18 protein-coding genes, 2 rRNA genes and 2 pseudogenes (1 of these 22 running past the window's edge) are annotated in these 25379 nt (G+C 58.4%); 10 read left to right on the top strand and 12 right to left on the bottom strand.

From position 1 onward, the window contains the following. Positions 1–1275, bottom strand: coding sequence for a beta-ketoacyl-[acyl-carrier-protein] synthase family protein (locus tag HV782_RS04545; RefSeq protein ID WP_186746343.1), 1275 nt, complete (start codon positions 1273–1275; stop codon positions 1–3). Between the two features lie 8 nt (positions 1276–1283). After that, a complete protein-coding gene (locus HV782_RS04540; RefSeq protein WP_186746345.1) occupies positions 1284–1853 on the bottom strand; it encodes an acyl carrier protein in 570 nt (189 codons plus the stop codon). A gap of 523 nt (positions 1854–2376) precedes the next feature. On the opposite strand from HV782_RS04540, the gene HV782_RS04535 reads away from it, so the two are divergent. Continuing rightward, the gene (locus HV782_RS04535; RefSeq protein ID WP_003177747.1) at positions 2377–2721 is read left to right on the top strand and encodes a cupin domain-containing protein; all 345 of its coding nucleotides are present in this window, start codon (positions 2377–2379) and stop codon (positions 2719–2721) included. Positions 2722–2969: 248 nt separating this feature from the next. On the opposite strand, the gene mmsB is transcribed toward HV782_RS04535, so the two are convergent. Next, entirely contained in the window at positions 2970–3857 is an 888-nt protein-coding gene (mmsB, locus tag HV782_RS04530) for a 3-hydroxyisobutyrate dehydrogenase (protein WP_128614874.1), read from the bottom strand. 9 nt (positions 3858–3866) lie between these two features. Further along, positions 3867–5393 carry a CoA-acylating methylmalonate-semialdehyde dehydrogenase gene (locus HV782_RS04525; RefSeq protein ID WP_123464406.1) on the bottom strand — a complete coding sequence of 509 codons (1527 nt, stop codon included), beginning with the start codon at positions 5391–5393 and terminating at the stop codon, positions 3867–3869. A gap of 149 nt (positions 5394–5542) precedes the next feature. On the opposite strand from HV782_RS04525, the gene HV782_RS04520 reads away from it, so the two are divergent. The 9 genes and pseudogenes from HV782_RS04520 to HV782_RS28915 all read left to right on the top strand — a co-directional run. Further along, positions 5543–6490 carry a LysR family transcriptional regulator gene (locus HV782_RS04520; protein WP_123464405.1) on the top strand — a complete coding sequence of 316 codons (948 nt, stop codon included), beginning with the start codon at positions 5543–5545 and terminating at the stop codon, positions 6488–6490. A gap of 251 nt (positions 6491–6741) precedes the next feature. Beyond that, positions 6742–7995, top strand: coding sequence for an S-type pyocin domain-containing protein (locus HV782_RS04515; protein WP_225931058.1), 1254 nt, complete (start codon positions 6742–6744; stop codon positions 7993–7995). A gap of 10 nt (positions 7996–8005) precedes the next feature. Continuing rightward, positions 8006–8362: a DUF6572 domain-containing protein gene (locus tag HV782_RS04510; protein WP_128614052.1), complete on the top strand. Its 357-nt coding sequence runs from the start codon at positions 8006–8008 to the stop codon at positions 8360–8362. Between the two features lie 43 nt (positions 8363–8405). Beyond that, complete coding sequence (locus HV782_RS04505; RefSeq protein WP_186748795.1) at positions 8406–8882, top strand: bacteriocin immunity protein; 477 nt, start codon at positions 8406–8408, stop codon at positions 8880–8882. A gap of 113 nt (positions 8883–8995) precedes the next feature. Beyond that, positions 8996–9133 (top strand): annotated as a pseudogene (locus HV782_RS28920) (LysR family transcriptional regulator); the annotation flags it as partial. A gap of 251 nt (positions 9134–9384) precedes the next feature. Then, entirely contained in the window at positions 9385–10632 is a 1248-nt protein-coding gene (locus tag HV782_RS04500) for an S-type pyocin domain-containing protein (RefSeq protein ID WP_225931057.1), read from the top strand. A 10-nt stretch (positions 10633–10642) separates the two neighbouring features. Further along, positions 10643–10999: a DUF6572 domain-containing protein gene (locus HV782_RS04495; protein ID WP_128613563.1), complete on the top strand. Its 357-nt coding sequence runs from the start codon at positions 10643–10645 to the stop codon at positions 10997–10999. Positions 11000–11083: 84 nt separating this feature from the next. Beyond that, the gene (locus tag HV782_RS04490) at positions 11084–11560 is read left to right on the top strand and encodes a bacteriocin immunity protein (protein WP_186748722.1); all 477 of its coding nucleotides are present in this window, start codon (positions 11084–11086) and stop codon (positions 11558–11560) included. A gap of 113 nt (positions 11561–11673) precedes the next feature. Further along, positions 11674–11811, top strand: a pseudogene (locus HV782_RS28915) (LysR family transcriptional regulator); the annotation flags it as partial. On the opposite strand, the gene yfiB reads toward HV782_RS28915, so the two are convergent. The 8 genes from yfiB to HV782_RS04450 form a co-directional block, all read right to left on the bottom strand. Beyond that, positions 11808–12302: an outer membrane lipoprotein YfiB gene (yfiB, locus tag HV782_RS04485; protein WP_123464398.1), complete on the bottom strand. Its 495-nt coding sequence runs from the start codon at positions 12300–12302 to the stop codon at positions 11808–11810. The pseudogene HV782_RS28915 and the gene yfiB sit on opposite strands and share 4 nt — an antisense overlap. Positions 12303–12306: 4 nt before the next feature. Continuing rightward, entirely contained in the window at positions 12307–13575 is a 1269-nt protein-coding gene (gene dgcN / locus HV782_RS04480; RefSeq protein WP_186748723.1) for a diguanylate cyclase DgcN/YfiN, read from the bottom strand. Beyond that, a complete protein-coding gene (yfiR, locus tag HV782_RS04475) occupies positions 13572–14147 on the bottom strand; it encodes a regulatory sequestration protein YfiR (RefSeq protein ID WP_123464394.1) in 576 nt (191 codons plus the stop codon). Before yfiR ends, dgcN begins: the two co-directional genes overlap by 4 nt. Before the next feature lie 118 nt (positions 14148–14265). Beyond that, complete coding sequence (gene recD, locus HV782_RS04470; protein WP_186748724.1) at positions 14266–16374, bottom strand: exodeoxyribonuclease V subunit alpha; 2109 nt, start codon at positions 16372–16374, stop codon at positions 14266–14268. Continuing rightward, positions 16371–20060, bottom strand: a complete 3690-nt coding sequence (gene recB, locus HV782_RS04465) for an exodeoxyribonuclease V subunit beta (RefSeq protein ID WP_186748725.1) — start codon at positions 20058–20060, stop codon at positions 16371–16373. Before recB ends, recD begins: the two co-directional genes overlap by 4 nt. Further along, the gene (gene recC, locus HV782_RS04460; protein ID WP_186748726.1) at positions 20057–23509 is read right to left on the bottom strand and encodes an exodeoxyribonuclease V subunit gamma; all 3453 of its coding nucleotides are present in this window, start codon (positions 23507–23509) and stop codon (positions 20057–20059) included. The genes recB and recC overlap by 4 nt, the downstream gene beginning before the upstream one ends. 153 nt (positions 23510–23662) lie before the next feature. Continuing rightward, positions 23663–23778: ribosomal RNA gene (rrf, locus tag HV782_RS04455) — 5S ribosomal RNA — on the bottom strand. Between the two features lie 150 nt (positions 23779–23928). After that, a 23S ribosomal RNA gene (locus tag HV782_RS04450) occupies positions 23929–25379 on the bottom strand; it runs 1443 nt beyond the window's last position.

Here is a 25379-nt window from a genome sequence, read left to right as displayed (position 1 = left end):
TCATGCCCTCCCCAGAACCAGCGAGCTGTTGATGCCGCCGAAGCCGAACGAATTGGACATCACCACGCTGATCGGCTGCCGCGCCGGTTCGCTCAGGAATTTCAGCGACGGGTATTCGCTACGCTCATGCTGATAGTTCAGGGTTGGCAGCAGCACCCCCTCGCGCAGACTGATCAGCGACAGCACCGCTTCGATCGCACCGCTGCCGGCCAGAGAGTGGCCGATGGCGGACTTGTTCGCGGTGAAGGTCATGAAGTCCTGGCATCCACCGAACAACCGTTGCAGCGCCAGCGCTTCACAACTGTCGTTGGCCTGAGTGGAGGTGCCGTGGGTGTTGACGTGTTGCACGGCACTGCGCAGCAGCCCGGCATCTTCGATTGCGGCTTCCATGCATTCCTCGTATTTGCTGCCGTCGCGGCTACTGGACGTCATCTTCTGGGCCTCGCAGACATTTGCGTAACCCAGCACCCGCCCCAGTGGCGCGGCCTTGCGCCGCTGGGCGTGCGCGGCGGATTCAAGCACGACCATCGCCGAACCTTCGCTGAGTACAAAACCACTGCGGTCCGGCATGAACGGGCGACTTTGCTCACTCGCAGGCAGATCGGCCTGACACAGCGCCCCAAGGCTGTTGAACATGTAATAAGGCAATTCGTTGGCCATCAGTTCGACGGCGCCGCAAAGAGCCACGTCGATCTCGCCGCGCTCGATGGCCCGGTAAGCACTGCCGATGGCCATGGTGCCGGCGGCGCAGGCATCGGAGTGAGTGGAGATGTGATCGCGGATACCGAGCCGGTCGGCCAGATGCTGGGTCTGTTGGTCGACCCGCCGCACGAACCTCGCGCTCGACGGGGCCGGGTTGTCCAGCAGCTGATCGAGGTCAACGCGGCCGGCCGGGTCCATGCAACGGCTGACCCGCTGCAAGTCATGGCTGTCGGCACAGTACTTGTTGGCCCCCAGAAACAGGCCGCTGCGACTGTGGGCAAAATCCGCCGGCGTCAGACCGGCCTGTTCCAGTGCCTGACGGGCCACGTACTCGGCCAGCACGCTTTGCCGTGGGTGCAGCGCCACGTTGCCGCCGAAACCCGCGCCGATCTGCTGCCACTGCGCGTCGTCGATAAACCCCGCCGCGCTGTTGGCAAAACCCAGCGCCTTGAACCGGGGATGTTCGCGGACACAGGATTGCTTCCGGCAAATCCGCTCGAACAACGTGGCAGCGTCCAGCGCCATGGGCGCAACCAGACCGAACCCGCTCACATAGACTTCTCGTGCCCGCATGAGAACTCCTACACCGTCTCTTTGACGTGAGTGGCGACAAACTGCTCGACCAGTTGACGGGACACTTCGTCACCATCCGCCGGCACCAGACGTGCACTGCACGCACCACAGACCACTTGCTGACGCTCGTTCAGCACGGCCTGGTGAGCGCCGCAATCCGGGCAGGTGGCCGGCAGGTAGTTGAAGAGGTTGCGGCACTGGTTGGCCCAGTTGCGCACGGTGGTCGCGGCGAAGACCTGAGCTGGCTGCATGCCAGCCTTCAGTTGATCCGGGGTGTAGGCACTCAGGCTTTGCTCGAGCAGGGCCTTGCCGCTTTCGGTGATACGGCCGCTGGCGAGAAATTCGCTGGCGTCGCCGCACACCGCCACGGCGTGGTCCAGTACGCTGGTTTTTGGCAGCGTGCAGCCGTACTGGCGGCCCAGCTGGAAACTCAGGTCGACGATGTCGAGCGAGTCGGCACCGAGGTCTTCGACGATACTGCTGTGTTCATCAATTTCATCGGCGCCCATCACCAACAGCTGAGCGAGGATTTCGCGAGTGCTGGCAATGACATGTTCCAAGTCCAATGGATTGTTCATTTCTATCTCCCTATATGTCGTGACTACTTCATGATTTCGGCTTATGAGAAGTAACTTTTCCCACAGCAACTTCTTACGCGGCGGCAATCTAAACTCTGCCCTTAAGGGGAGAGTCAACGAACTATTCAAGGTTTTTTTACAACTTGGGAAAAGCGTACGAAGTCCCGCAACCACCGCGCCCCATTGGTGCAGAGCAGCATGACGAGCGACATATTTACTTAACAAAGACGGGGTATGGTGAAGCGCCCGCGCCCTCATGCGAAAGAAGTCTCGAGAACAACTTAACGAGGTGGCACTGACGTAAGAAAAGAAAAATACCGGAGAAGTAAATTAGTTATAACTTCATAACCTTTGTCCTGGATCAATACTGCTGTTAATTGAGTTCACAGGAAGGTTTATTCAGGTTGTGAGTAAACCTGAGGCAGCGTTTATGGATAACTGAATGTCGAGCACAGACATCTGACATAGAGCGTGGCGCTATACGGTGCTGCTTCCGTTTCATCGCCTTGTCTGGAGCCGACACATGACCGCCCCCATCACCGTTCTGCGCGACACCCACCCGCTGCCGGTACTCGATGCCTGCAAATGGGAAAAACTCGAAGGCGACCCACACACCGTCAACCTCAACGCCTACACCAGCGAAGACGGCAGCAAGATCATGGGCACCTGGATTTGCACACCGGGCAAGTGGCGCGTCGACTACGTGAAGTGGGAGTACTGCCATTTCCAGGAAGGCTACTGCGTGATCACCCCGGATGGCATGGCGCCGATCCACTTGCGTGCTGGCGACATCTTTGTGGTAGAGCCGGGGATGAAAGGCACGTGGGAAGTGGTCGAGACCGTGCGCAAGTATTTCGTGTTCGCCTGATGCAAAAAAGCCGGGAGATCACCCGACGTGATTTCCCGGCAACACCTGCTGCATTCTGACTGTCTGGCCTTGTGGACGCTGTGGCAATAGAGAACCTGTGGCGAGGGGATTTATCCCCGCTCGGCTGCGCAGCAGTCGCCAAACCTGAATAGCCGATTTGACTGACAGTACGCAGGGGATCGCCTTGCGACCCAGCGGGGATAAATCCCCTCGCCACAAAGCGCCCTCACCACAAAAACCGCGGCAAACTATTGCGGTTTACGATAGCTGTTAATGATCGCCGAGAAGTCCTTGCCGCCCTCGCCGCGCTGACTCATCGCCTGATACAACTGCTGCGCCACCGCGCCGAGCATGACCGGTTGGTGCGCCTGACGCGCCGCTTCGGTCGCCAGCCCCAGATCCTTGAGCATCAGTTCGGCACCAAACCCACCGGTATACCCGCGCGAGGCCGGTGCCGTTTCGACGATGCCCGGCCAAGGGTTGTACATTTCCGAACTCCAGCAACGCCCGGTCGAGCTGTTGATGATCCCGGCCAGCACCGAGGTGTCGATCCCCAGTGCATCGCCCAGCGCCATCGCTTCACTGACGCCGACCATCGAGATGGCCAGCAGCAGGTTGTTGCAGATCTTGGCGATCTGCCCGGTGCCGACTTCACCGCAATGCACAATGTTGCGACCCATCTGCGCCAGCACCGGTTGCAGGGTGGCGAACAGCTCCGGCGTGGCGCCGACCATAAAGGTCAGCGTGCCAGCCGTCGCACCACCGGTGCCGCCGGAGACCGGCGCGTCAGCCATTGCCACGCCTTGTTTGGCTGCGGCAGCGGCGACATCGCGGGCGGTCTGCGGATCAATGGTGCTGCAATCCACCGCCGGTACGCCTTTGCCGATACCGGCAAGCACACCATCCTCACCGAGCCAGACGCTGCGTACATGCACAGCGGCCGGCAGCATGGTGATCACCAGTTCGGCATCCTCGGCGGCTTCCCGCGCCGAAGCGCGAATGCTGCCGCCCAGTTGTTCAAGTTCCGCCAGCACGGTTTTGTTCAGGTCGACCAGGTTCAGCGAGTGGCCGGCCTTGATCAGGTTGCGCGCCATCGGCGCGCCCATGTTGCCCAGCCCGATAAATGCGATTTTCATGGCCAGTCCTCAGCGCAGGTTGATGGTGGTGTTGACGCCGTCGTTGACGCTGTCGTCATCGAACCAGCGCGCCGTGACCGTTTTGGTCTGGGTATAGAACTGCACCACTTGCTTGCCGTACGGTCCGAGGTCGCCAAGTTTCGAACCGCGCGAACCGGTGAAGCTGAAGAACGGCACCGGCACTGGAATCGGGATGTTGATGCCGACCTGGCCGACGTCGATTTCACTCTGGAATTTGCGCGCCGCTGCACCGCTCTGGGTGAACAGACCCGTGCCGTTGCCGAACGGGTTGGCGTTGACCAGCGCGATGGCCTGATCGAGGGTGTCGACTTCCAGCACCACCAGCACCGGGCCGAAAATTTCCTGGGTGTAGATCTGCATGTCAGTCTTCACCCCCGAGAACAGGGTCGGGCCGACAAAGTTGCCTTGCTCGTAGCCCGGCACCTTGATGTCGCGACCGTCCAGTTCCAGCTTGGCGCCTTCCTTGATGCCGCTTTCGATCAGCTCGAGAATCCGCGCCTTGGCTTTCTTCGAGATCACCGGGCCGACATCGGTGCCCGGCTCGCTGCCGGCGTTGACCTTGAGTTTCTGCGCCAGCGCTTTCAGGTCCGGCAGCCATTGTTTCGCCGCACCGACCAGCACCACCACCGAGGTGGCCATGCAACGTTGCCCGGCCGCACCGAAACCGGCGCCGACCAGCGCATTCAGCGCTTGTTCGCGATTGGCATCCGGCAGTACCACGGCGTGGTTCTTCGCGCCCATCATCGACTGCACGCGTTTGCCGTGCTTGCCGGCCAGGTCATAGACGTGGGTACCGACCGCGGTCGAACCGACGAACGATACCGCTTTGATGTCCTTGTGGGTGCACAAGGCATCGACCACATCCTTGCCGCCGTGCACCACATTGAGCACGCCGGCCGGAACGCCGGCCTCGATCGCCAGCTCGACCAGCAGCATGGTCGAAAGCGGATCCTGTTCCGAAGGTTTCAAGACGAAGGTGTTACCGCAGGCGATAGCCATCGGGAACATCCACAGCGGAATCATCGCCGGGAAGTTGAACGGGGTGATGCCGGCGCACACGCCGATTGGCTGACGCAAGGTGTAGGTATCGACGCCGCCGGCAACGTTTTCGGCGAACTCGCCCATTTGCAGAGTGCCGATGGAGCACGCGTGCTCGACCACTTCCAGGCCACGGAAAATATCACCCTCGGCATCGGCAATGGTCTTGCCCTGCTCGGCACTCAGGACGACGGCGATGCGTTTGGAATGCTCACGAATCAGCGCCTGCAGTTTGAGCATGATGCGCATGCGTGCACCGATCGGCGTCAGTTTCCAGGTCTGGAACGCGCGGTGTGCGGCACTGATGGCGGCATCGACTTCAGCCGCGGTGGCGAACGGCACTTTGGCCAGCACTTGCTGGGTCGCCGGGTTGACGATGTCGTGCCACTCGGTGGTCTGCGATTCGACCCACTCGCCGTCGATCAGCAGCTTGACCTTCTGGACCGTGGTTTCGTTGGGCGTAAGCGATGCGTTCATGCTGGTCTCCGAAACTTGTTTTTATCGTAGGAGCCAAGGCGAAAGGTTCGCCTTGAGATGAGGCGTGTGTCACGAATTGGTTGTCGGACTGTTTTTGGAGTATAGATGTGCAAACTTCTAATAAGAACGCACATATAAGCCCGTCCATCATGCAAAAAAACATCACCTCACTCGGTTCCCTGAATTGGGACGACCTCAAGTTTTTCCTCGAAGTCGCCCGCACCCGCAAGGCCAGCACTGCGGCCAAGCGCCTGGCGGTCGACTACACCACGGTGTCGCGGCGCATCAGTTCGCTGGAAGCCGCATTGGGTACGCTGCTGTTCGAAAAATCGCGCACCAGCGGTTTTGTGCTGACCGCCGAAGGCCAGCGGCTGCTGGGGTATGCCGAGTCGATTGAAAGCACGCTGCACATGGCTTGCGAGCAGGTGTCCGGTTCCGGCGTGGCGCTGTCGGGGCACGTACGCATGGGCTGCACCGAAGGTTTCGGCAGCTTTTTCATCACCCCGCAGCTGAGCCACTTCGTCGACGCCTACCCGGCGATCTCGGTGGACATCCTGCCGCTGCCACACTTCATCAGCCTGTCCAAACGCGAAGCCGACATCGTCATCGCCCTGGAGCGCCCGGAGCACGGGCCGTACGTGTGCTGCAAACTCTGCGACTACCGCTTGCAGCTCTATGCGACCCAGGACTACCTCGACAAACACCCACCGATCCGCCGCCCGGCAGACTTGGGCAAGCATCAATTCATCAGTTATGTGGATGACCTGGCGTTCAGCTCGGAGCTGCTGTACCTGGCAAATGTGCTGCCCGGCGCCAGCGCCCATCTGCGCAGCACCAGCGTGATCGCGCAATTCGTCGCGGCGCAGCAAGGCCGTTCACTGGCGATTCTGCCGTGCTTCCTCGCCGCGCAGGATCCACGCCTGTTGCCGGTGCTGCCCGAAGAGATCGACATCACCCGGCAGTTCTGGATGTACTGCCGCGAGGACTTGAGGAAGCTCAAGCGGATTACCTTGTTGTGGGATTACATTCGCGAGGTGACCGAGCGCAATCAGGGTCTGCTGATGGGGCAGACGCGTGAGATGCAGTTCGCTGACTAAAAACTTTCAAGGAATAAGGCTGCGGATTCGTAACGTGCTCTACAGCCTTCAGTCGTTTGTATCTCTGTTTGATACGCAACCGGTCCCCCCTGCACTTCCGCCCCCCCCCGCAATGAAATCAAACCACTCAAGCAGCCTCTGAAGATTTTTCAGAACTTTGGGAAGCGCCCTACATACACGCCAAACACCCTTGGAGTAGCGTCCTGTCGCACTTCAATGGCGAAGGATCGCCAATTTGCACAAGGGATGTTATGGCGGTTGAAAACCTGTTCCCGAATTATCGAGGATGTAACGGGATAGACAGCAACAGGCGACATGCAGAGGCGACAGAGGCAGTGCAGGCCGCTTGGGGCAGAACAGTGACGGCGAACGAAAGGAACGAGCGGGAAGCGGACGCACGCAGGAATGCGATTAAAAAGCGGGATGAAGTGGCACCACGCGGATGCGTCTTTGCCAAGAGTTGCAACCTTCCCGACGGCGTGATCAATCACAACAACCCATCCGGGTTTGTACCTGTTGAAAAACTGGCCGAATACGGACTGTGGGCTGTGCTTGGCACCGGCGCAGCAATCACAGCACAAGGCACTCCACTGCAACTGGTGGCGGGGTCTGCCAACGGCAGTGCAATTGCTCAACGTCTTGGCGGGTCACTGTCACTGGGTCTACTGACAGGAACAAGTGTGGTTGCTGCGGGTTTCGTAACGGGCATGGTTGGGATGCTGATACCAAACACCCGCATTTCCCCAGACAGCGCCTTCTACACGAACGATCAGTACGCAACACTTGAAACTGGCCGCTCTCGTGTCCGTTTCAACGTGAAGACGTTGCCGGACGGCTCCGTTGACGTTTATGGCTTCTACACGGGTGGTAAACCGGAATGGGAAAACGTTCCAGTCATCAGGGGCGAGAAGGTCGGGGAGAAATACGTTGCTGACATTGGCAACGGAATTGGCCTGACGTGGACGCCAACAGAAAGTGGTGACGGTGTACTGGGTATTCCTGCACTTGAAGGTGCCCCACAGTTGCCATCTGCCTGGGTGTATCCGCCGACAGCACGGTCTGACACGGTGTTGGCAAACCCTGCACATCCTCCTGAGTTCCAGGATGCGATTATCTGGTTCCCTGACTCGGGCATTGAGCCACTCTACATTGTGCTTAGCACGCAACTGCAAAAGAACAAGCAGAGAGGCAAAGAGTACGAAGACGAATCCTTCGAGGAGTACAGCAAAACCAGACCCGAGGCAGCCCGCGAGATTACAATTAAAGCCGACAACGGAGTTAAAACCCGAGTTGATATTATTGGGCGAGACGCTGACGGTGAAATCTCATGTGTCGAATGCAAATCATCCGATACAGCGCCATTGACCAAGAATCAGAAATCGGCCTTTTCTGAAATTGAGAAAACGGGGGGTACGGTTGTAGGTAAAGGAAAACCCGGCTTCCCCGGAGGCACCAGAATTCCACCTACAAGAATTGACATCATTCGACCCGACCCAACCCTCTGAGGGAGCAGACATGTCCATCACCGAAACAAAAGTCGTCGATATTATTGCGGTGCCCGAGTGGGAGCCTGAAAACGTTATTTTGGTAATCACTGACCACCTTGAGTGGGGTGATAAAGCGCAACAAGGCGAACACCTGCTACTGCTTCAAGAAAAGATCAACAGCTACGTTGCTTTCATTGAGAGCGGAGAGCTGCTGGAAAGCTACCCGCCAGCGAAAGACAAGCTACCAATCATCCGAGTTAACGGTTTGTATGAGCTGCCAGCACAAGGCGAAACCTTTGTAGACCGAGTCACTGACCTTCTGAAAGGTGCAGGTATCGGCTTTGAGTTCGTGCTGAAAGAAAGCGAGAAAATTCGCAAAATGTGACTACCCGTGTCCAAAGGCTAGCGGATTGCTCAAGGAGAAAACTATGAAGCTTCGCCCTGACTTAATGCCACCGGTGCTGGATGAACCCTTGGTTGCTCGATTGACGATGCTTGCAGAAGAAATTGATTGCGGGCACGAAGAACAAACCCAGAGTCAGGTGGCAGCATTCAACCGGGAAGCAATGACCGCACTTGAGTTCATCGACTTTCAGGGAATCTATGGCGGGCAATCTCACGACACATGGGTTCGCAAGGTCTTAGCAACACCGTTTGAACGGCGCGTGGCAGACGTGACCAAGCAAGAGTTGGTTGAGTTGGCTCGAAGGGTCATGGAGGGTGTTGGCGCTGACCATGAAGTCGAGTTCTGGTTGAGCATGTTGGCAATCAACATACCCAATGAACGCATATCCGATCTGATCTTCTGGCCAGACGAATACTTCGATGAAGCAGATTACCCACAGCGACTATCCCCAGAGCAAGTGATCGAAATCGCGTTGAATGATAGAGATGCTGTGCTGTAGCGACAGCCGGCACATACAAAAGGATTGTCGACCGTGGTTTAACAAAAGGTCGAACTTCAAGAATACCGACGGCGGTTCCCCCCCGTAATCATTGAATGAACCTGAGCTCCTTGAAGTTCTGGATGCACCGCCGGGCGGATCTCAGGAAGTTGAAGCGGATCACCCTGTTGTGGGATGACTTCCGCGAGGTGCCCCAGCGCAATAAGGGTCTGCTGATGGGGCAAACTCGGGAGATGCGGTTCGCTGACTAAAAACTTTCAAGGAATAAGGCTGCGGATTCGTAACGTGCTCTACAGCCTTCAGTCGTTTGTATCTCTGTTTGATACGCAACCGGTCCCCCCTGCACTTCCGCCCCCCCCCGCAATGAAATCAAACCACTCAAGCAGCCTCTGAAGATTTTTCAGAACTTTGGGAAGCGCCCTACATACACGCCAAACACCCTTGGAGTAGCGTCCTGTCGCACTTCAATGGCGAAGGATCGCCAATTTGCACAAGGGATGTTATGGCGGTTGAAAACCTGTTCCCGAATTATCGAGGATGTAACGGGATAGACAGCAACAGGCGACATGCAGAGGCGACAGAGGCAGTGCAGGCCGCTTGGGGCAGAACAGTGACGGCGAACGAAAGGAACGAGCGGGAAGCGGACGCACGCAGGAATGCGATTAAAAAGCGGGATGAAGTGGCACCACGCGGATGCGTCTTTGCCAAGAGTTGCAACCTTCCCGACGGCGTGATCAATCACAACAACCCATCCGGGTTTGTACCTGTTGAAAAACTGGCCGAATACGGACTGTGGGCTGTGCTTGGCACCGGCGCAGCAATCACAGCACAAGGCACTCCACTGCAACTGGTGGCGGGGTCTGCCAACGGCAGTGCAATTGCTCAACGTCTTGGCGGGTCACTGTCACTGGGTCTACTGACAGGAACAAGTGTGGTTGCTGCGGGTTTCGTAACGGGCATGGTTGGGATGCTGATACCAAACACCCGCATTTCCCCAGACAGCGCCTTCTACACGAACGATCAGTACGCAACACTTGAAACTGGCCGCTCTCGTGTCCGTTTCAACGTGAAGACGTTGCCGGACGGCTCCGTTGACGTTTATGGCTTCTACACGGGTGGTAAACCGGAATGGGAAAACGTTCCAGTCATCAGGGGCGAGAAGGTCGGGGAGAAATACGTTGCTGACATTGGCAACGGAATTGGCCTGACGTGGACGCCAACAGAAAGTGGTGACGGTGTACTGGGTATTCCTGCACTTGAAGGTGCCCCACAGTTGCCATCTGCCTGGGTGTATCCGCCGACAGCACGGTCTGACACGGTGTTGGCAAACCCTGCACATCCTCCTGAGTTCCAGGATGCGATTATCTGGTTCCCTGACTCTGGGATCGAGCCGATCTACATTGTGTTCAGTACACAGTTGGAGAAGAACAAGGAGAAAGGCAAGGCCTTCGAAGATCAAAAGGAACGCGAGCTACGGGCAAACACACCGGAGGTGGGCAGAGAAGTGACAGCCAAGACCAAAAGCGGAGTGCGCACCAGGTTCGATATGCTAGGACGTGATGCTGACGGCAATATCTCCTGTATCGAATGCAAATCGTCAGAAACAGCGCCGCTGACCCGCAACCAAAAACTAGCGTATCCAGAGATTGAAGAAAGCGGCGCTGTTGTCGTCGGCAAAGGGAAACCGGGCTTTCCCAGTGGAACAGTAATTCCACCAACCAGAGTCGAAATCGTTCGACCCAAGCCCTGAAGGAGCAGACATGTCCATCACGAATTCGCAGGTAATCGATATCTGGGCAATCCCTACTTTGGAGCCTGACAACGTAGTGTTGTATGTCTCTGACCACCTTGAATGGGGTGAAAAAGCTGAGCAAGGCGAGCACCTGCAATTGCTTCAAGACAAGCTCAACACCTACGTTGCATTCATCGAGAGCGGCGAGATCTACACCGAAATACCTAATGCACTCGGGAAGCACCCCATCATCCGCATCAACGGATTGTATGAGCTGCCAGAGCAAGGCGAGCTCTTTATTGATCGCGCTGCTGCGGTGCTGAAAGAGGTGGGTATCGGGCTAGAGTTTGTGCTTGATGAGAATGAGGCGATACGGGGCATGTAGGCATGACCCGAATGCTCGAAGAATGGCGTGCCGCTCTAGGCTTGCCGGGATTCAAAGAATAATCAATGGACTGTGAGAGAACATATGGGACTTCGCCCTGATTTAATGCCCCCGTCGCTGGATGAGTCTTTGGTCGCTCGGCTGACAGAACTGTCTGAACAAATTGATTGCGGACATCGAGAACAAACTCGGGAGCAATTGGCCGCTTTCAATCGGCAAGCCATGACCGAGCATGAGTTCATCGACTTTCAAGGCATTTATGGAGGCCAGGACCATGACACATGGGTTCGCAAGGTCTTAGCAACACCGTTTGAACGGCGCGTGGCAGATGTAACGAAGCGTGAGCTTATAGAACTGGCCCGAAGGGTGATGGAGTGCGATGGCGCCGAACATGAGATTGATTTTTGGTTGAGCATGCTGGCAATCAACATTCCCAATGAGCGCGTATCCGATTTGATTTTCTGGCCGAACGAATACTTCAACGATATAAATTATTCGCAGAGACTATCCCCAGAGCAGGTGATCGAAATCGCGTTGAATGATAGAGATGCTGTGCTGTAGCGACAGCCGGCACATAAAAAAGGATTGTCGACCGTGGTTTAACAAAAGGTCGAACTTCAAGAATACCGACGGCGGTTCCCCCCCGTAATCATTGAATGAACCTGAGCTCCTTGAAGTTCTGGATGCACCAGCGGACGGATCTCAGGAAGTTGAAGCGGATTACCCTGTTGTGGGATGACTTCCGCGAGGTGCCCCAGCGCAATAAGGGTCTGCTGATGGGGCAAACTCGGGAGATGCGGTTCGCCGACTAGTCGGCGCTGACCACAATCGAGACCCGGCGGTTTTCCGTGCGACCGGCCGCCGTATCGTTGGACGCCACTGGCTCCTTGCTGCCCAGGCCCTGCAGCTGGATGTTTTCTTGCTTCATGCCGACTGTGAGCAAGACGTTGGCGACACTTTTCGCACGACGCAGCGACAGTTGCTGGTTGTAGGCTTCCTTGCCCGACGCATCGGTGTGGCCATCGACCCGCACCCGCTCGATGCCGACGCCCAGCAAGGCCTTGCCGATGCGCTCGACGATTTCCGTGCTCTGGCTGTTCAGGCTTTCGACGTCGCTGCCAAACAGCACCTTGCCGGACAGGCCAAACTCCCAGCCCTCATCGGTCAGCTCAAAGCCCTGTTGTTTGAGTACCGCGACTTGTGCCGGGGTCAGGCCTTTTTGCGGGGCGGTCTGGCAGCCGGTCAGGGCCAGTAGGGCCATCAGCAACACGGCGGAAAACAATCGAACGGGAAGTTTGAACACGGGATTAGCTCCTGGTTTGAATGGGATCGGCCGGGTGCTCCGACCCGGCCGTGAATTGGGCGCCACGTGACAGGCGCTTGGCCTGATACATCGCCGCGTCAGCGGCATTTAGCAGCGCACCGGGTGTGGCGCCATGGTCGGGATAAACCGCGATGCCGATACTGAGCGAAGTCACGACACTGGTTTCGCCCGGCAGCGCAATCGGCATGTCCATGCTGGCGAGGATCTTGTCGCCAATGCGCTCGGCGTCTTCGATCCTGTGCAGCGGAGTGAGCAACACGGCGAACTCGTCACCGCCCAGACGCGCGACCAGATCCTCTTCACGCAGTTGCGCGCGGACCCGGTTAGCGATCGCCACCAACACCGCGTCGCCGGCAGCATGACCGAAGTTGTCATTGATGCCTTTGAAGCGATCACTGTCGAGAAACAGCACCGCCACCCGCTCGTTGAGCTTGCCGGCATTGCGCAAGGCCCGAATCAGACGGCCCTCGAAAAAGGCACGGTTCGGCAGGCCAGTGAGGCTGTCGTGGCTGGCCTGGTGGGCAAGGGTTTCGTTTTCGCTTTGCAGGTGGCTTTGCCAGGATTCGAGTTCGCCGAGCAAAGCGTTGAAGTCATTGCCGAGGTTGTCCAGTTCGGCGATCTGCGCCGGCGGTACGCGGCGATCCAGTGCCCGTTCGCTGCGAGCGGCGTGGGCTACATCGGCGAGGCGGCGCAACGGGCCGGTGATCGCACGCAACTGTCGACGCGCCAGGTACAGCGCCACCCAGGCACTGATCGCGGTACACAGAAAAATCCCGGCCAGACCGCTCAACAGAAACCGCATCAGGCTACCGCCGTGACCGGTGAGCAGAATATGACCGATCTCCCGATCCTGATGCAGGATCGGCAGGTTGATCGGCCGCTCCAGTACGGCGCGGGCAATTTGCATTTCCAAACCGGAGAACAGACCGTTTTCCGGACGCTGCCAATGGGCGAGCAACTGGCCTGTCGCGTCCAGCACCTGAGCATCTGCCACCTCTTCGGTGGAGGCGATCAAGGCCAGCGCTTCGGTTGCGGCAGACTTGTCGTTGAAGACGACGGCCGCCTCGACGGTGTAACTGATCGAGCGGGCGATCAGGTGCAGGTTGTGGTCGGCGTAGACCCGCAACGCCAGCACGCCGAGAAAGGTCAGCGACACACTGGCCATCGCCACACCTACCAGCGCGACAATCAAATGCCCTCGGCCAATCACCGAACCCAGGGTTGGGCGGCTGCCAGGTTTGAACAACTTCATGGGGCCGCCGGTTTGCGGCGCGACAACTGCAGCACGCTGGGATGAATGCGCACGCCGCTGCGGGCAACGGAGTCGAGGTTGACCTCGAACGACACTTGCTCATCGCCCACCCGCAGGCAGAACAGGCTGCCGACCGTGCATTGGTCGCCGCCTTCGCTGATGCTCAGCACCGGATGGCCGATCAGCGAAGTGAACAGTCGGCTGCGTTCATCCGTGGTGAGTTTGCCGATGTACACCGCGTCGCATTCGCTGACGATGGCTGGGTTGTCTGCGAGAAGTCGCCGGACGACAACGGGACGGCCCGTGGCCTGGGTGGTGCCTTTGACCAGATCATCGGTGTATTCGGTGGGGCCGACGATGCACAGGCGCAACTGCGCAGGTTCCACCGGCCAGCGTGCGTAGCTGAGGATGCCAAGAACGACCTGAGTGACGGATTTTGCCCGTTGTTCAGCCATGCCCGTCGGCGCTTGCGTTTGCGCAACGGCAACGCCCGTCAACAACCAGAGCAGACCGACAAGCAACGTGTGCTTGCAGCCCGTTGCGCGCTCTGCCGCCCAGACAGACACCTTCATGCAGGGATTCTCTTGGACCGTACCGAAATGATGCCGCAACGATAGCACAGCAGGGAAACACCAGCGAGGCATCGACCTCTGACCGCTTGGTCAGTAATTCCAGCTGATCACCGCTACTTCATCGCCGAGCCTTACTGCCCTCCTCCAGCTCCAGCATCAATCCGCTCAGGCGCTTGACCTTGCGTTGCACCGCCTCTTCAAAGACCCCGGCACGCGGTTCGATCAAGGTGAACCAGTGCTTGGCACGCGTAATCCCGGTGTAGATCAGTTCCTTGGTCAGTACCGGATTCAGGGCATCCGGCAGGATCAACGCGGTATGGGCAAACTCCGAGCCCTGGGACTTGTGCACAGTCATGGCATACACGGTTTCAACATCGTTGAGCCGGCTTGGCAGCACGAAACGCACGCCGCCCTGGCCATCGTTGCGCGGGAACGCCACGCGCAGCACCGGTTTACCGGCATCCGGCCCCTCACGTTCGGGCAGCTTCAGGGCGATGCCGATGTCACCATTCATCAAGCCCAGTCCGTAATCGTTGCGGGTCATCAGGACGGGACGACCTTCGTACCATTGCTGGTCACTCTCGATCAGGCGCGCCTTGAGCAACGCCGCCGTGATGCGCTGGTTCAACCCTTCGATACCCCAGGGACCTTTACGCACCGCGCACAACAACTGGAAGGCATCGAACGCCTGCAAGACTTCACGGGCCCAGACGGTCCAGTCCGGATGCTCCAGTGGCCTGCCCGACGGCGGACGCTGATGGCGCAGCACGCTCAGGTAATGTCGATAACCTTGTGGGCCATCGCCGTGACCTTCGAGCAGCAGGCGCTCCAGCTTGTGATCGTTTTCGCCGGCCAGGCGCAACGAAAACACATCGTCATAGTGCTTCGTTTGCAGCAACTCACGGGCCTCGACCGGCAGTTGCTGATTGACCCGGCGGGCGAGCTGGCCAATGCCGCTGCCCTCGCCGAAACGCCGTGAGTGGCGCAACATCACCACTTGCTGTGCCAGCGGATGCGAGCCATCGACATCTTCATGCAAACCGCTGCCCTGCAAGGACTCACCGCTGACCGCCTCCAGCCACTGCCGGGTCTGCGGGCTGTACCACCCGCCCTCGGCGTCGCGACACAGATCGCCGAGCACTGCACCGGCCTCCACCGAGGCCAGTTGATCCTTGTCACCCAGCAACACCAGGCGCGCATGGGCGGGCAAGGCATCGAGCAGATTGGCCATCATTTCCAGGTCGATCATCGACGCTTCATCGACCACCAGCACATCCAGCGGCAAGCGGTTGCCGGCATGATGACGAAAGTGTCGGGTGCCGGGACGGCTGCCGAGCAAGCGGTGCACCGTGGTCACATCGCAGGGGATTTTCTCTCGCACCGCTTCGGCGACTTTCAGCGATTGCACCTGCTGACTGATCGACTCGGTCAAGCGTGCTGCTGCCTTGCCCGTCGGTGCGGCCAGTCGGATCCGCAGCGGGTGCCCGGCCTCCACTGCCGGCGCCTGAAGCAACGCGAGCAAGCGCACCACCGTAGTGGTCTTGCCGGTGCCCGGTCCGCCCGTGACGATGCTGAAAGCGCCGCGCGTTGCCAGGGCACAGGCGAGTTTCTGCCAGTCGATCATGTCGCCGGTTCCGGCGGATCCGAACAGCTCATCGAGTCGTTGCGGCAGATCAACCGGTGTCGCCTCAGCCTGGGCAAGACGCTGACGCAACGCCAGATCAATACGGCGCTCGTACGCCCAATAGCGCCGCAAGTACAAGCGTTTCGAAGACAGCACCAACGGCCGTTGCTGCGCTGATTCACCGCTGTCGGCAGCCAGTGCTACCAAGGGGCTGCCCGCCAGAACCTTGCACCAATGCGCGCCGTCGAGCGCTTCAAGCAATTGCGAGGGCAGCAACAGCACGCCACCTTGCACATCGCCTTCGGGCGGTAGCGACAGCGCAAAATCCGGCGCTTTGAGGGTTTCGAACAGATCCAGACAAACGTGACCATGGCCAAGCTGATGACTGGTAAGTGCCGCCGCGAGCAGCACCAGTGGATCGGTATCTGGCTCCAGTTCATGCAGAAAGGCCACGAAGGCCTTATCCAGTGAGCGCAGCCAGCCGCGCTCGACCCAACGGGTGATCAGCAACAACAAATCATCGGCGCTGGTCAGCGGCGAGAGTGCGGACAGACTGTCGGCTGCCAGTGGCGTCGGCAAAAGATCGGCAAAGGTGCGGCTCATAGCAGGACTCCCTGTTCCCATGCGGGTTCGGCCTTGGGTTCGGGCTTGCCCTGGAACATTCGGTCAAGACGCTCGATCAGCTCCCGGGGTGGCCGCGCAAAATACACGCCGCGACTGGCAGCACGGGTACCGCGCAGGAACAGGTACACCGCGCCTCCCACATGCCGGTCGTAATCATAGTCGGGTAGCCGCGCCTTGAGCTGGCGATGCAAGGCCAGCAGGTACAAGACGTATTGCAGGTCGTAGCGATTGTCGAGAATCGACTGCTCCATGGCTTGCTCGGTGTAGGCGAGATCATCCACGCCCAGCCAGTTGGATTTGTAATCGGCCACGTAATAACGGCCTTCGTGTTCGAAGGTCAGGTCGATGAAGCCTTTGAACATGCCATTGAGCTGCACCGCTTCGGCGCCTACCCGGGCCACGCCCTTGTGGGTGTACTGGCGCACCAGCTCGTCGAGCTTGAGCACATCGACCTTGTGGCTGGCGAACCAGAATTCCATCTCGACCCGGTATTGTTGCAACTGCTCGAGAATGACCGGTGGCTGTTCACCGCCAATCGGTAGCGGGGATTTGAGCAGATGCTGCAACCAGTCGCTCAGGGTGGTGATCCAGCCCTCCCAGCCACGCAGATTGCAGCGCCGCGCAATCGCGTCTTCCAGCGCCTCGCGGGCAACCGTAAATCCCTCATCCCCCGCCCATTCGAGCAAACCGTGGAGAAACGTCCCGGGATTGGGGCCACGCGGGAAGCGGTGAATGTCGGCACCACCGGCAATGATTTCTCGCGGGGCGTCAGGGTCGAGGCGTTCGTCATCGAACAGCTTTTGCGCTTGCGGACTGTCCGGCGCTTCGTCGCTACCGACACTCAGCACATCACTGATACGCAAGGCGCTGTAGGACGCAATCCACCAGTTTTCACTGGCCTTGCGTCTGGGCAACAGCGTGGCACTGAGGATGGCCTCATTACGCGGCGGCAGATAATGTTCGGCGGTGGCGTCGGGCATTTCACCGATGCTGATTGCCGGGCAGTCCTGTTGCAGGTCATGCAGCCAGCGGTTCAGTTGCGTCGACTCTCCCAGTAAAGCGCCGCCACCCAGCAAATAACCCAGCGCCGAAAGATGCAGCACGGAACTGTTGTTATTGCCGCGTTTGAGATCCGTCACGCCCAGCCAGCAGGCATGTTGTGCCCGGGTCAGAGCGACATAGAGCAGGCGCAAGTCTTCAGCCAGACGTTCCTCATCCGCTTGGGTAATCAGTTCGGCAGTGGGTTTGAGACTGACCTGGGCCTTGCCCGAGGCGTCGTGGTAATGCAGCGGCAACCGACTGCCATCCACCGGCTTCGCCGAGCAGATAAACGGCAGAAAGACCAACGGGTATTCAAGACCTTTCGACTTGTGAATGGTCACGACCTTGACCAGTTGCTCGTCACTTTCCAGACGCAGAATCTGCTCTTCACCGGCCTGACCGGACAATGCCAACAGCTCGGCCAGATGACGGATCAGCGCTTGCTCGCCATCCAGTTCGGCTGCGGCCTGCTGCATCAACTCCGACAAGTGCAAAAGGTTGGTCAGCACGCGCTCGCCATCACTGCGCGTCATCAGGATCTGCGGCAAATGGAAGTCGTGCAGCAGGCGCCGCAACATTGGCAGCACGCCTTGCTTGCGCCAGAGCTCGCGATAGCCACGGAACTGCATGACGCGGTTTTCCCAAACCAGTTCGTCCTGATTCAGACGCTCCAGTTCGGCCAACGGCAGATTTAACGTGATGCAGGCCAGCGCGGCTTTCAGCGAACGCTCGACATCAGGTTCGGCGCAGGCCTTGAGCCAGGACAACAGGTCGTGCGCCTCTTGCGCAGCGAATACCGAGTCCTTGTCGGACAGATAAACGCTACGCACACCACGAGCGGCGAGCTCGGCACGCACGGCCTGTGCCTCTTTGCCGTCACGAACGAGGATCGCAATGTCAGAAGGCCGTAAGCCCCTGAAGTCTTTGCCCTCCTGCACGAACCCGGCCTGAGCGGTTTGCCCGCCATTGAGCAGCGCGGTGATTTCACTGGCGCAGGCAGTCGCCAATTGCTGACGATACACCGCGCCCGACAGTGGCTGGTCGGTGGACAGGTGCCAGATATTCAACGCCGCGACACTCGCTCCGGCGATCTGTAGATGCTCTTTACGTCCCTGAGATTCGACCGGTTGAAACGGAACCGGATTTTCACCACTTTTCTCCCGGAACAGAAACGCACCACGCCCCAGCACCCGGCTTTCCGCACGCTCGAAGACATGGTTGACCGCCTGCACCATGCCATGACTGGAACGGAAGTTGGTACCCAGCGTATGCAGACGCCCCGTAGTGGCCTGCCGGGCGCGCAGATAGGTGTAGATGTCTGCACCGCGAAAAGCGTAAATCGCCTGCTTGGGATCGCCGATCAGAAACAGACCGGTGTCAGGGCTGTTCTCTTCAATGCGATAGATGCTCTCGAAGATTCGGTACTGCACCGGATCGGTGTCCTGGAACTCATCAATCAGTGCGACCGGAAACTGTTCGCGGATCAGCGTCGCCAGACGCTCGCCGCCCTCGGCCTGGAGCGCCGCATCAAGGCGCAGCAACATGTCGTCAAAGCCCATTTCGGCGCGGCGCCGCTTCTCTTCTTCGAAGCGCGCGCCGACCCATCGGGCTGCATGCTGCAGCACTGCGGCGTCGGGGGTCGGCAAGGCATCGAGACTCGATTTGAGATCCGACATCGCGTCCAGTCCCGGATGGCTCGGCGCCTGGCCTTTCCAGGCTTCGGCCATGCCGTCGGGGGTCAGCCGCGTGAAGCCGGTGCCGATGTCCAGCTGTTCCACGGACTCATCTTCGGCCCAGGCCTTGAGCTTCTCGAACCACGGTTCAAAATAACGTGCCTGCATCTTGCGGCCGTCGACGGTCTTGCTCGCGACGCCTTCATGACAGATGGCCAACAGCTCGTCCGCCCACTCACGCCAGGGCATTTTCAATTCAAGCAACGCAACCCGGCGTTCCTGCAAGCACTCGTCGATCAGCTCCGCCGGAGCCTTGCCTTCGTCGCTGTCGCGTGCACTGGCGAACAAGCCTCGTACACGAGGCAACAACGCCGCCGGCCCGCCCCAATGACTGCGAACCCAGTTCAGCGCGTCGCCCTGCATCGGGTAGCAGAACAACCGCCAGTAATCGCGCAACACCTCACCCAGCAATTCGCTGTGATCGGTTTCCAGCGATTGCGTAAACAGGCTGCCACTGTCGAACGCATGTTCCCGCAGCATGCGCTGACACCAGCTGTGGATGGTGGACACCGCTGCTTCGTCCATCCATTGCGCCGCGATATCGAGGCGGTTGGCGCATCCTGGCCATTGCTGTGGATCAAACTGATCGCGCAATTCGGCGATCAGTCCATCGGGCGCAGGTGTCTCGTCGCGGAAGAAGCGCGCGGCCTCGGCCAGACGCGTGCGAATCCGCTCGCGCAACTCTTTGGTTGCCGCGTCGGTGAAAGTCACCACAAGAATCTGCGGCGGCAACAGCTCGCGACTGAACCCGTTCGCCTCACCGCCGTGCCCCAGAATAAGCCGCAGATAGAGCGCAGAAATGGTGAAGGTTTTACCAGTGCCGGCGCTGGCTTCGATCAGTTGGCTACCGCGCAGCGGGAAGGCCAGCGCAAGAGGAGTCTTTGAACTCATGGGCGCGCCCCTTCACTGGCCAATGAGCGCCAAGGCGCTTCAAACAGAGGTCGATACAAGACATCACACCAACCAGAGAAAGTCTCGTCGGTCAGCAATGCAACGAAGTCAGTGAATTGGCGAGACAGCGCAGGGCTTTCGCCGCGTTCGCCCTTGTTGTCCAGCCCATCGCCTTCGTAAGCTTTACGGGCAGCCGCCTCGGCTTTCAGCGGATCGGACTGGGATAACCAGGCGAACGCAGTCTTTACGGCGATCGGCAGAGGTTGTCGCATGCCCGCCTGCCAGGCCAGGAGCAGATCGGCGAGCAAGCGAGTGGCTCTGTCCTGATCCAGCGGCTCCAGCAGCAGCGTGTCGTCACTCGCCACCAATGCAGTGGTCAATGGAATTGCGCTGGCACAGGCCACGACGTGATTGACCCACGGTTTGGTCAACCGATGCCATTTGCGGCTTTTGATCGAGCCAATGCTGTTGGGAATGGTGGTAACCGACAAGACACCACCATCGGCACGTTGATGCAATCCCGCAAGCCAGCCTTCCAGACGCACCCCCTGTAACTTCAGATTGACCGGTATTGCGCTGGTGAGCGGCGTTGGCCAGAGCGTCAGCAGTTGTTGATAGCGCTGCAGCAAGTCCGGAAGTGGCTCGATCAATTCGCGTTGCAGACACTCGCCAAAACCCGCCATTGGCAACAGTCCGCTGTTTTGCAGGCGCCGGGCCTGGGCTTCGAGCGCTTGATCGATATTGTCCGGCTGGCTAATCGCAGCTTCGAGCAGACTGTCGCTGAGTGTGTAGCGCTGCAGGGCGTCCAGTACGAAGGGTTCTTCGTCCGCCAGCGGTGCTTCAGCTGCTTCGAAATACACTTTGAGTCGCTGAGTGAAAAAGTGCCGAACCGGATTGCGCAGGAAATCCTGCAACAGTGCCAGACTCAACGGCTCCTCTTGGGTGTAGGGGGCGAGCAACTCGGCATCCTTTTGCAGCTCATGCTGCTGGTGCAACACCTGCCATTCGCTGGCATAGCTGAACAACGGGTCGCCTTCATGAAAGTAGCGCGCGCTGAATGGCTGCAAGGGATGCTCTTCAGTCATGGCGCCAAGTAGATCCTGGTTCTCGTCGGGCAATCGCCAACCGCTTGCGAGATGGTCGCGCAACTGGCCGATCAGGACTGAAGCGGGACGTTCACTGTTGTCGCGAATGCTGCGACCAACCCAGCTGATGTAGAGCTGATTGCGCGCAGACAAAAGCGCTTCCAGCAGAAGATAGCGATCATCCTCACGTCGGGAGCGATCACCCGGCCGGTAGTCACTGCCCATGAGATCGAAATCCAGTGGTGGTTGTGCGCGGGGGTAGTCCCCATCGTTCATCCCCAACAGGCAGACCAGTTTGAAAGGAATGGCCCGCATGGGCATCAACGTACAAAAATTCACTGCACCGGCCAGGAAGCGTTGAGACAGGCGCCCCTGATCAAGCCCCGCCAGCCAGGCTTCACGAACGACGGTCAGCGGCAGGTCATCTGTCAGGCCTACGGCTTCACACGTCTCCAGCCAGGTTTCACGAAGCTCTTCCAGTTGGGTCAACAAGTAATCGTCGTGTTCGTTGCTGGCTTTGAAAAACACCTGCATCAACGCTTGCAGGCGCTGCCCCCAAGCCTTGGGTTGAGCGGGTTGCATAAGCGCCTGGTGAGCGAGCTCCAGCGCATCGAGCAAGGCTACCAAGGGCCCGATCAATGCCGCATCCAGGCCACCGATCTCGTCGTAGGGCTCGATACCGGCGCAGGCTTTGGCACTGCCGACGGCGTATCCCAGCAACATTCGGCGCAGACCGAAATGCCAGCTGTTCTGTTCCAGTTCCTGCGGTAACCCCAAGCCCGCGCGCTGCTCGGCGTTCATGCCCCAACGCACTCCGGCACCTTCGATCCAGCGATGCAATGTTGGCAGGTCACGCTCCTCCACACCGAAGCGGGCGCGCAGTGCAGGAACGTCAAGCAGGTCCAGGATTTCGCTGACGGGGAAACGGCTGTCTGGCAGTTTGAGCAGATGTTCGACGGCGATCAGCAAAGGATCGCGTCCACGTTGCCCCTGATCCGCCAAGGTGAATGGTATGAACCGCGGATCGTGCCGATCCAGTTGACCAAACACCGCGCGAATGTGCGGCGCGTAGCTGTCGATATCCGGCACCATCACAATCACGTCTCGAGGGCGCAGATCCGGATTGGCACTAAAACGCGCCAATAGCTGATCGTGAAGAATCTCCACCTCACGTTGAGCACTGTGAGCAATGTGAAAACGGATCGACTTGTCTTGCGTCAGATCGACGGCGGGCCAAAGCTCGCGGGTTTCATTGAGCGGCCGTAATTCCAGGATATCGTCCTGAAGCTGGTTGAGCAGGTTATGTGGCCGGGTTTCGCTGAACAGGTCGATACGCCCATCGCGAAAGGCCGCGCGATAGCTGTTGGGATCGTCATAGCTATCGAGCAGATTGATGTAGTCACGACCTTGCTTGCCCCACGCCGCCAGAAGCGGGTGAGCATGCTGATGCAGGGTTTCGGGATCCAGTACGACGGGCATACCGCTCTTGCGGGATTGTCGCTTGTATTGATGACGCAGCAAGTCTTTGTCCGCGACGATATCGGCCCAGTGGTGGCGGCAGGGATTATGCACACACAGCAGGACCTGACTGAAACGCGCGAGTCCGGCCAGTGCTTCAAGCACCTGGGCCGGCAGCGAAGAAATCCCGAAAACGATCACTCGCGGGGGTAAGCCGGCAGGCGCTTTCTCGAGCCTGTTTATACACTCGATGAATCGTTGATGTACGCCGGCCCGGCTTTGAGACATGCCCTGTTCACCGACATCATCCAATAACGCACGCCACAGTTCGGCCTGCCAGCAACTGGACGGCGGCAGCGGCTTCACCTCGCCTCTGACGTTACGCAACTGGTGCCGCCCTTCAGCCCAATCCTCAAGCCAGTCGGCACGATACACCTGATACTGGTCAAAGAGATCCGCGAGACGTTCGGACAGCTGATAGCGCTTGCGCAGGTCGGTGTCGTGGGTGAGGAAACGTTGTAGCGGTTCGAAATGCGGTCGATTGATGACCTGCGGCAACAGACGCATGAGCCGCCATGTCAGCGGGGCCTTGTCGAGCAGGGATTTGGCAGGAATTTCTTCTCGTCCCAACACCATGCGGTAGAGCTGCCACATGAAGCTGCCCGGCAATTGCACATCAATGGCAGCAGCAATCCCGCAGCCGCCGAGATCATCCTCTTCGGGATCTTCGGCCAAGGCCAGCTTCAGCCACTGAGCGATGCCGTTGCTCTGCACCAGAGCAATTTCATTCTCCAAGGGTGCCAGCGGATAGCGCCGCATGATGCTGACCACAAGGCTGCGTAGTTCGTCCAGGCTGTTGCTCTGAACCACCATGAATGCAGCGTTGAGGGACTGGGCGTCCGGCATAGGGTTTCCTTGGAAAAGTACGAAAGCCAGGGCAGAACCTTAGCATTGTCGGCAGGTTGTGACAGCCGGACGGAGTCGGTGAATGCTGTACGAACTTTCCTGCGGGCAAAACAAAACCCCAACTGCTTTCGCAATTGGGGTTTCGGAATTTAATCTTGACGATGACCTACTCTCACATGGGGAAACCCCACACTACCATCGGCGATGCATCGTTTCACTTCTGAGTTCGGGATGGGATCAGGTGGTTCCAACGCTCTATGGTCGTCAAGAAATTCGGGTACTGACTCGCGACCATCTGGCCTCGCTTCAGCAAATCGGGTATGTGATACAGGTGTCTTGTGAGTTGCGCGAACTTTCGGTTCGTTTCGTCTTCACACACCGCAATCTGGTCTCTTCGACGCAAATTGCTTGGGTGTTATATGGTCAAGCCTCACGGGCAATTAGTATTGGTTAGCTCAACGCCTCACAGCGCTTACACACCCAACCTATCAACGTCGTAGTCTTCGACGGCCCTTCAGGGAACTCAAGGTTCCAGTGAGATCTCATCTTGAGGCAAGTTTCCCGCTTAGATGCTTTCAGCGGTTATCTTTCCCGAACATAGCTACCCGGCAATGCCACTGGCGTGACAACCGGAACACCAGAGGTTCGTCCACTCCGGTCCTCTCGTACTAGGAGCAGCCCCTCTCAAATCTCAAACGTCCACGGCAGATAGGGACCGAACTGTCTCACGACGTTCTAAACCCAGCTCGCGTACCACTTTAAATGGCGAACAGCCATACCCTTGGGACCGGCTTCAGCCCCAGGATGTGATGAGCCGACATCGAGGTGCCAAACACCGCCGTCGATATGAACTCTTGGGCGGTATCAGCCTGTTATCCCCGGAGTACCTTTTATCCGTTGAGCGATGGCCCTTCCATACAGAACCACCGGATCACTAAGACCTACTTTCGTACCTGCTCGACGTGTCTGTCTCGCAGTCAAGCGCGCTTTTGCCTTTATACTCTACGACCGATTTCCGACCGGTCTGAGCGCACCTTCGTACTCCTCCGTTACTCTTTAGGAGGAGACCGCCCCAGTCAAACTACCCACCATACACTGTCCTCGATCCGGATAACGGACCTGAGTTAGAACCTCAAAGTTGCCAGGGTGGTATTTCAAGGATGGCTCCACGCGAACTGGCGTCCACGCTTCAAAGCCTCCCACCTATCCTACACAAGCAAATTCAAAGTCCAGTGCAAAGCTATAGTAAAGGTTCACGGGGTCTTTCCGTCTAGCCGCGGATACACTGCATCTTCACAGCGATTTCAATTTCACTGAGTCTCGGGTGGAGACAGCGCCGCCATCGTTACGCCATTCGTGCAGGTCGGAACTTACCCGACAAGGAATTTCGCTACCTTAGGACCGTTATAGTTACGGCCGCCGTTTACCGGGGCTTCGATCAAGAGCTTCGCGTTAGCTAACCCCATCAATTAACCTTCCGGCACCGGGCAGGCGTCACACCCTATACGTCCACTTTCGTGTTTGCAGAGTGCTGTGTTTTTAATAAACAGTCGCAGCGGCCTGGTATCTTCGACCGGCATGAGCTTACGGAGCAAGTCCTTCACCCTCACCGGCGCACCTTCTCCCGAAGTTACGGTGCCATTTTGCCTAGTTCCTTCACCCGAGTTCTCTCAAGCGCCTTGGTATTCTCTACCCAACCACCTGTGTCGGTTTGGGGTACGGTTCCTGGTTATCTGAAGCTTAGAAGCTTTTCTTGGAAGCATGGCATCAACCACTTCGTCACCTGAAAGGTAACTCGTCATCAGCTCTCGGCCTTAGAATCCCGGATTTACCTAAGATTCCAGCCTACCACCTTAAACTTGGACAACCA

The sequence above is a fragment of the Pseudomonas monsensis genome (assembly GCF_014268495.2).
Lineage (GTDB): Bacteria > Pseudomonadota > Gammaproteobacteria > Pseudomonadales > Pseudomonadaceae > Aquipseudomonas > Aquipseudomonas monsensis.
This window is presented reverse-complemented; position numbering and strand designations above follow the sequence as displayed.